Consider the following 5,692-nt stretch of genomic DNA (forward strand, 5'->3'; position numbering starts at 1 on the left):
CCCCAATGTCGGCAAGTCGACCCTCTTCAACGCCCTCACCGGCGCCCACCAGCGCGTCGGCAACTGGCCGGGCAAGACCGTCTCCGTCGCCCGGGGCGACTGGCGCGCACCGAGCGGCCGCCGCCTGCGCGTCGCCGACCTGCCCGGCTCCTACAGCCTGTTGCCCGACTCCCCGGACGAGGCCCTGGTGCGCGACGTACTGACCGCGCCGGCGGGTGAGCGGCCCGACGCGGTGGTCTTCGCCCTCGACGCGGCGAACCCGGCCCGCAACCTGTACCTGCTCTCGCAGATCCTCGACACCGACATCCCCGTCGTCGTCGCGCTCACCATGACCGACGTGGCCGCCCGGCGCGGCACGCCCCCCGACCCCGACGCGCTGGCCCGCGAGCTCGCGCTGCCCGTCGTACCGGTGGAGGGGCGTACGGGGACCGGGCTGGACCTGCTCGCCGACGCCGTCACCGATGCCCTGGAGCCCGTGCCGTACGGGCCGTCGCGGGCGCGGCGGGCCGGGCGGACCTCGGCCTGGGCGGCCGGCTCGCCCGTGGCCGCCGAGCTGGCGGCCCTCGCGGAGGAGGCCTCCGGGCGGACCCCGCACCCCGCGCGCTGGCTGGCCGTCGGCCTGCTCTGCGGGGAACTGCCGCCCGCCGTACCGGCGGAGCTGGCCGAGCGGGCCCGGGCGGCGGCGGACCGGCTCGCCGAACGGCCTGCTTCGGACGCCGGCTCCGACTCGGCGGAAGGCGGCCACGACGGCCTCGACGCGGACGCCGAACTGCTGGTCGCCGAAGCGCGCTACGCCTGGGCGCACGCCGTCGTCGAGCGCGCCGCGCCCCGCCCCGCGCGGGCCCGGCCCACGTTCACCGACCGCGTGGACCGGCTGCTGCTCTCCCGCTCCTTCGGCATCCCGTTCTTCCTCGCCGTGATGTGGGGCGTCTTCCAGGCCACCACCGCGCTGGCCAAACCCTTCCAGGACGGCCTCGGCGACTTCGTCTCCGGGCCCGTCAGCGGCGGCGCCGACCGGCTCCTGGAAGCCGTCCGCGCCCCCGGCTGGCTGACCGGCCTGCTGGTGGACGGCCTGATCAACGGGGTGGGCCAGCTGCTCACCTTCGTCCCGTTGATGATCATCATGTTCCTGCTGCTGGCCCTGCTGGAGGACTCCGGCTACTTCGCCCGCGCCGCCTTCGTCGCCGACCGGCTGATGCGCACCCTGCGACTGCCCGGCCGGGCCTTCCTCCCGCTGGTCGTCGGCTTCGGCTGCAACGTTCCGGCCCTCGCCGGCACCCGCATCCTCAACCGCCGCTCGCACCGGCTGCTGGTCGGCCTGCTCATCCCGTACATGAGCTGCACCGCCCGGCTGGCCGTGTACGTGATGATCGCCGGTGTCTTCTTCGGCTCGAACTCCGGCACCGTCGTCTTCTTCCTGTACGTCGCCTCCGTGCTGCTGGTCGTCGGCATGGGCCTGATCCTGCGGCCCCTGCTCTTCCGGGACATGAAGGAGGAGCCGCTCGTCCTGGAGCTCCCCCCGTACCGGCTGCCCACCCTGCGGGTCACCGGCGCCCAGGTGTGGCAGAAGCTCGCGGCCTTCCTGCGCACCGCCGGCGGCATCATCGTGGCCACGGCCGCGGCCGTCTGGCTGCTGATGGCCGTCCCGGCCGGCGCCGGCCACGGAGGCTTCGGCAAGGTCGACGTCGAGAGCAGCGTGTTCGGTACGGTCACCCGCGCGGCGGCGCCCCTCGTGGCCCCGGCCGGCTTCGGCGACTGGCACGCCACGGCGGCGCTCGGCACCGGTCTGATCGCCAAGGAGGGGGTGATCTCCACCCTCGCCCAGACCTACTCGGCCGAGGAGGACGGCGATCCCCGGCTCACCGCGAGCCTGCACGCCACCTTCGAGGAGTCCTCGGGCGGCCACCAGCGAGCGGCCGCGCTCGCCTTCCTGGTCTTCATCCTGGCCTACACCCCCTGCATGGCCACCCTGGCCGCGCAGCGCGCCGAGATCGGCACGAGGCTGACCGCGATCGGCTTCGGCATCCAACTGGCGGCGGCCTGGCTCCTGGCGGTCGGCGTCTTCCAGATCGCGAGGCTGGTGTGGTGAGGGGGCGGGGCGGGACCGCTGGGACCGGCGGGACCGGCGGGAGTCCCCGCGCGTCCGCTGCGAACGAGCCCGGCATGCTGCGCACGCTGCTGCGAGCCTTCGAGGAGGCCGCCCCCGGCGAGGGGCTCGCGCAGATCGCCGACCGGCTGGGCATGGGCCGGGCCGAGGCCGCGGACCTGGCCGCGTACTGGGTCCGCAAGGGGCGCCTGCGGCGCGAGGAGATCGGCGCCCCGGACTGCTCGGGCTGTTTCTTCGCCTCCCGCTCCTGCACCACCTGCCCGAGCGGCGGCCCCGCGCCCGCGCGGCCGGCCCTGATCGCGCTGAGCCCCGTACGCCCCGTACGCCGTACCGACTGACCCGAACGCCTCCCCCGTCCGGGGGAGTCGCGGGCACGGGGACGTCCCCCTGCGCCGGGGGACGGGCAGGCTTGCGGGTATGCGACAGCAGTACGACACGTCAGCGCCCCCGCCGGCCTTCTCGCTCGCCGACGCCTTCACCCTGCGCACCGCTCTGGACGCCCTCGGCGGGGTGCGCGGCCTCGACACCCTCGACGCGGCCTGCGGGCACGGTTCCACCACCCGGCTGCTGGCGAGCGGCGGGGCGCGTCGGACGGTGGGTGTCGACAGCTGCCCCGAGCGCATCCGGCAGGCCAGGAAGGGCGGGGGAGACGTCGAGTACGTCGTCGCCGAGGCCGAGGGCATCCCGGCGCTGGGCCCGTTCGACCTGGCCACCGCCGTGTACCTGTTCAACCAGGCCCACGACCGGCCCGCCCTGCACGCCATGTTCCGGGCCGTGCGCGCGGGCCTTCGCCCCGGCGGACGGCTCCTCGCCATCGTCCCCAACCCGGGCGCCTTCCCGTACGCGGACTGGTCGCCGTACGGGATCAGCGTCGTCGAGCGGGCTCCGGGCGGGGACGCGCCACTGCTGCGGGCCCGGCTGGAGACCGATCCGCCGGTCCCCTTCGAATGCCGGGAGTGGGCCCACGCCGACTTCGCGGAGGCCGCCGCCGACGCCGGCTTCTCGACCGTCGCCTGGCAGCCGACCCGGACTCCGCCGGCCTGCGAGACCCGCGACGAGACGTACTGGGCCCGCTACCGCACGGCCCCGGTGGGCTCCCTGATGAACTGCGTGGCCTGAGCGGCGCCCCGGCCCCGGCCCCCGTTACCGGCGCCTCGGCCTCAGCCTCCGCCCGCCGCTCGGGCCTCCGCGCGGGCCTCCGCGCGGGCCTCGGCTCAGGCCTCGGCCGCCGCGATGCGGATCAGCTCCACGATCCGGTCGCGGGCCGCCCTGCCCTCCGGGAGGGGCAGCAGCGGGTACACGTGCGGCAAACCCGGCTCCTCGTGGAACTCCACCTCGGCGCCGGCCGCCCGGGCCCTGAGCAGCAGTTCGCGGCTGTCGGTCGTCAGGACGTCCCGGGTGCCCGTGAACACCGTCATGGGGGCCAGCCCCGCGAACGACCCGTGCAGCGGGCTCACCCGGGGATCGTCCGCCGCCAGGTTGCCCGCGTACAGCCGCCCGGCCTCGCGCAGTCCGGGGCGGGCCAGCATCGGGTCGCCCGCCTCGAGGGCCGCCTGGTCGGGGTGGCTCATGGACACGTCCAGCCAGGGCGAGATCAGCACGATCCGGGACGGCTGCGCCCCGGTCCGCTCGCGCAGCCGCTGGGCCGCGGCCAGCGCCAGCCCGGCGCCGGCGGAGTCCCCGATGAGCACCGTGCCGCCCGCGCCGCCGCTCGCGATCAGACCGCTGAGCAGGTCGGCGGCGACCGGGACGGTCCGGTCGGCGGTTCCGCGCGGGGCCAGTATGTACGCCGGCACGACGACCCGGGCCCGGGCCTCCGTCACCAGGGTCCTGATCAACGACCAGTGCGGCCGGACCAGCTCGTTGATGTACCCGCCGCCGTGCACGTAGAGAACCTGCGCGGCCGGCTCGGTCCCGCGCGGAGAGACGTCGTACACGGGCCAGGCCCCGACGAAGGTCCGCGAGACCTCCGCGATCCGGCCCAGCGAACGCGGCGGCAGATGCGACGCCGGCCTGCGCGCCGACTGCGCCACCCGGGTGCGGACCGCCTCGGCGCTCCCGAACCGTCTTCGCCGCCCCGCCGCGATCAGCGCGACCGAAAGCGCCCTGCTGCGCAGACTCGGCACGCCCCTCACCTCCCCGTTCCCGGCCCGGACCGCTCCCCGGCCCCTGTCCGTCAACCCAGGAGCATAGGCGTGAAGCTGGCCTGTGGACCCGCTTAAGAAATCCTCGATGGACTGATCACCTCGCAGGTCGGCAGATTGGTGTCGTCCGCACGCTGCCGGGCCCGCACGCCCGTAGCGCTTCCTTCCGCATGCCTGGAGCCACCCCCATGAAGGCACTCGTCAAGCACAAGGCCGAGCCCGGGCTGTGGCTCATGGACGTTCCCGAGCCCGAGTACGGCCCCGGCGACGTGCTGATCAAGGTGCTGCGCACCGGCATCTGCGGGACGGACCTGCACATCCGCTCCTGGGACGGCTGGGCGCAGGGCGCCGTCAAGACCCCGCTGGTGCTCGGCCACGAGTTCGTCGGAGAGGTCGCCGCGCTCGGCGCGGGCGTCACCGGCATCGAGGTCGGCGCGCTGGTCAGCGGCGAGGGCCACCTGGTGTGCGGTACGTGCCGCAACTGCCTGGCCGGCCGCCGTCACCTGTGCCGCAGCACGATCGGGCTCGGCGTGGGCCGCGACGGCGCGTTCGCCGAGTACGTGGTGCTGCCCGCGCAGAACGTGTGGGTGCACCGGACCGCGGTCGACCTCGACGTCGCGGCGATCTTCGACCCGTTCGGCAACGCCGTGCACACCGCGCTCTCCTTCCCGCTGGTCGGCGAGGACGTACTGATCACCGGCGCGGGCCCGATCGGGATCATGGCGGCGGCCGTGGCCCGGCACGCCGGCGCGCGCAACGTCGTCATCACCGACGTCAGCCCGGAGCGCCTCGAGATCGCCCGCAAGGCCGGCGCCACGCTCGCGCTCGACGTCTCGAAGGCCACGATCGCCGACGCGCAGGCGCAGCTCGGCCTGCGCGAGGGCTTCGACGTCGGCCTGGAGATGTCCGGCCGCGGCGAGGCGATGCGCGACATGATCGACAACATGACGCACGGCGGCAAGATCGCCATGCTCGGCCTGCCCGCGCAGGAGTTCGCGGTCGACTGGGCCAAGGTCGTCACCTCGATGATCACGATCAAGGGCATCTACGGCCGCGAGATGTTCGAGACCTGGTACGCGATGACCGTGCTGCTGGAGGGCGGGCTCGACCTCAGCCCCGTCATCACCGGCCGGTACGCCTACGGGGACTTCGAGGCCGCGTTCGACGAGGCGGCGACCGCCCGCAGCGGCAAGATCATCCTGGACTGGACCGCCTAGGTTCCGCCCGGGGCGAGCTGCCCTGAAGACCCGGGCCGGTCCGGCGCCGTTACCGGCGTCGGGTCGCCGCCCCGGTCCTGCCCGTTCGCGATCCACAGACCATTTCCCTCCGGCCGGGGGGGGCCCCCCCCCCCCCCCCCCCCCCGGGGGGGGCCCCCCCCCCCCCCACCACCCCGCCCAACGCACACCCCCCAAAATAATCAAAACACCCCGCGCACACCCGC

Annotated in this window: 5 protein-coding genes; 4 read left to right on the forward strand and 1 reads right to left on the reverse strand. The window is 74.8% G+C overall.

Annotation, left to right across the window (positions count from 1 at the left end):
• The 3 genes from feoB to ACWGDE_RS35405 all read left to right on the forward strand — a co-directional run.
• A partial coding sequence (feoB, locus tag ACWGDE_RS35395) for a ferrous iron transport protein B (RefSeq protein ID WP_453393171.1) occupies nucleotides 1-2,089 on the forward strand: 2,089 nt, incomplete at its 5' end.
• A gap of 74 nt (nucleotides 2,090-2,163) precedes the next feature.
• Nucleotides 2,164-2,445 (forward strand): helix-turn-helix domain-containing protein, encoded by a 282-nt coding sequence (locus tag ACWGDE_RS35400; protein WP_453393172.1) that lies wholly within the window; start codon nucleotides 2,164-2,166, stop codon nucleotides 2,443-2,445.
• Nucleotides 2,446-2,524: 79 nt separating this feature from the next.
• A complete protein-coding gene (locus tag ACWGDE_RS35405) occupies nucleotides 2,525-3,226 on the forward strand; it encodes a class I SAM-dependent methyltransferase (protein WP_453393173.1) in 702 nt (233 codons plus the stop codon).
• A gap of 95 nt (nucleotides 3,227-3,321) precedes the next feature.
• On the opposite strand, the gene ACWGDE_RS35410 is transcribed toward ACWGDE_RS35405, so the two are convergent.
• Complete coding sequence (locus ACWGDE_RS35410) at nucleotides 3,322-4,233, reverse strand: alpha/beta hydrolase fold domain-containing protein (protein ID WP_453393174.1); 912 nt, start codon at nucleotides 4,231-4,233, stop codon at nucleotides 3,322-3,324.
• A gap of 206 nt (nucleotides 4,234-4,439) precedes the next feature.
• Between ACWGDE_RS35410 and tdh the strand changes: the two genes are divergently transcribed.
• A complete protein-coding gene (tdh, locus tag ACWGDE_RS35415; protein WP_453393175.1) occupies nucleotides 4,440-5,468 on the forward strand; it encodes an L-threonine 3-dehydrogenase in 1,029 nt (342 codons plus the stop codon).
• Nucleotides 5,469-5,692 lie beyond the last annotated feature (224 nt).

It is taken from the genome of Streptomyces sp. NPDC054956 (assembly GCF_053609185.1).

Excerpts from the sequence above, each read along its gene's own strand:
- ACWGDE_RS35400 (WP_453393172.1), top strand. The coding sequence starts at position 2,164 with ATGCTGCGCACGCTGCTGCGAGCCTTCGAGGAGGCCGCCCCCGGCGAG.
- tdh (WP_453393175.1), top strand. The coding sequence starts at position 4,440 with ATGAAGGCACTCGTCAAGCACAAGGCCGAGCCCGGGCTGTGGCTCATG.
- ACWGDE_RS35405 (WP_453393173.1), top strand. The coding sequence starts at position 2,525 with ATGCGACAGCAGTACGACACGTCAGCGCCCCCGCCGGCCTTCTCGCTC.